Consider the following 1,320-nt stretch of genomic DNA (forward strand, 5'->3'; position numbering starts at 1 on the left):
AAAGGAAGCCAGGTGCCCTCAGGAACGGTGCTCCGTTCGCAGAGCTGCCGGTCCCGTTCAAACGACTGCAAGCCATGCTGCTCAAGAAGCCCGGCGGTGTTGAATTCCACCGACCTCTGACCCGAGATTTCCATTGAATACTGACCCACCCGCTTTGTGAGCCTGAAGGCTTCACGGTGTGGATAAGTGCTTGATGTTCTCCTTTTTAGATTGAGGCTTTGCGGAACTGTTTTTGAACCGGAAGCTATCGTTTCCGGTCTCCAGAATGTGGCACCGATGTGTCAATCGATCCAGCAATGCAGTCGTCATCTTCGCATCCCCGAAGACGCTGGCCCACTCTCCAAAGCTCAGATTGGTGGTGATCACCACGCTGGTTCTCTCGTAGAGCTTTGAGAGCAGGTGGAACAGGAGCGCACCACCGGACTCGCTGAAGGGCAGGTAGCCCAGCTCGTCCAGGATCACCAGATCCACGTGCAGAAGCTTGTTGGCGATCTGACCGGTGTGCCCGTTGGACTTCTCCACTTCCAGCGCGTTGACCAGTTCAATCGTCGAGAGGAATCGGACCCGTCGACGGTGGTGCTCGATCGCCTGCACCCCGATCGCGGTAGCCAAGTGGGTCTTTCCTGTTCCGGGCCCGCCAACGAGAACGACGTTGTGCGCCTGATCGAGGAACTCGCATCGGTGCAACTGGCGCACCGTCGCTTCGTTCACCTCGCTGTGTCCGAAGTCGAACCCCACGAGATCTCGATACGCAGGGAACTTGGCCAGCTTCATCTGGTAAGCCAGCGAGCGAACCTCGCGCTCTGCTGTTTCAGCTTTAAGTAGCTTCGACAGGATCGGTTGGGCCGCCTCGAAGGCAGGCACACCCTGTTCGCCGAGTTCCGACACCGCGTGGGCCATACCGTACATCTTGAGGCTCTTCAGGAGGCTGATGATCGCGGTCGTCGTGGAATCATGTGCCATGGCGTACCTCCTTGTCCTGCTGCGCTGCCCGGAGTAGGTCGTAACGCAAGACGTTCGCCTGCGGCTCTGTCGAGAGCCTGAGGGCTTGCGGTGCGATCACTTCAGGCGTGGCAGACTTTCCGTCAATGAGGCGGTGCAAGATGTTCAGAACATGCGTTTTGGTCGCCACCTCAGCGTCGAGTGCTGCCTCGACGGCAGCCAGAACGACGTGCTCGTCGTAGTGCAGTACCAGTGCCAGGATTTCCACCATCTCTCGATCACCGCCGGGCTTCTTGAGCAGCATGGCTTGCAGTCGTTTGAACGGGACCGGCAGCTCTGCGAACGGAGCACCGTTCCTGAGGGCACCTGGCTTCCTTT

The 1,320-nt window shown here is 58.6% G+C and carries 1 protein-coding gene and 1 pseudogene; both read right to left on the reverse strand.

Features of this window, described 5'->3' with window-relative positions; translation table 11 throughout:
- Window positions 1–171 precede the first annotated feature (171 nt).
- Window positions 172–963, reverse strand: a complete 792-nt coding sequence (istB, locus tag ASC78_RS14325) for an IS21-like element helper ATPase IstB (RefSeq protein WP_055802457.1) — start codon at window positions 961–963, stop codon at window positions 172–174.
- Window positions 953–1,320: pseudogene (locus tag ASC78_RS14330) on the reverse strand (IS21 family transposase); the annotation flags it as partial. The gene istB and the pseudogene ASC78_RS14330, both read right to left, overlap by 11 nt.

This window comes from Variovorax sp. Root318D1 (genome assembly GCF_001424835.1).
In the GTDB taxonomy this organism is placed as follows: domain Bacteria; phylum Pseudomonadota; class Gammaproteobacteria; order Burkholderiales; family Burkholderiaceae_C; genus Variovorax.

Bases quoted from the DNA above. Each gene is read 5' to 3' on its own strand.
- istB (WP_055802457.1), bottom strand. From the start codon at position 963: ATGGCACATGATTCCACGACGACCGCGATCATCAGCCTCCTGAAGAGC.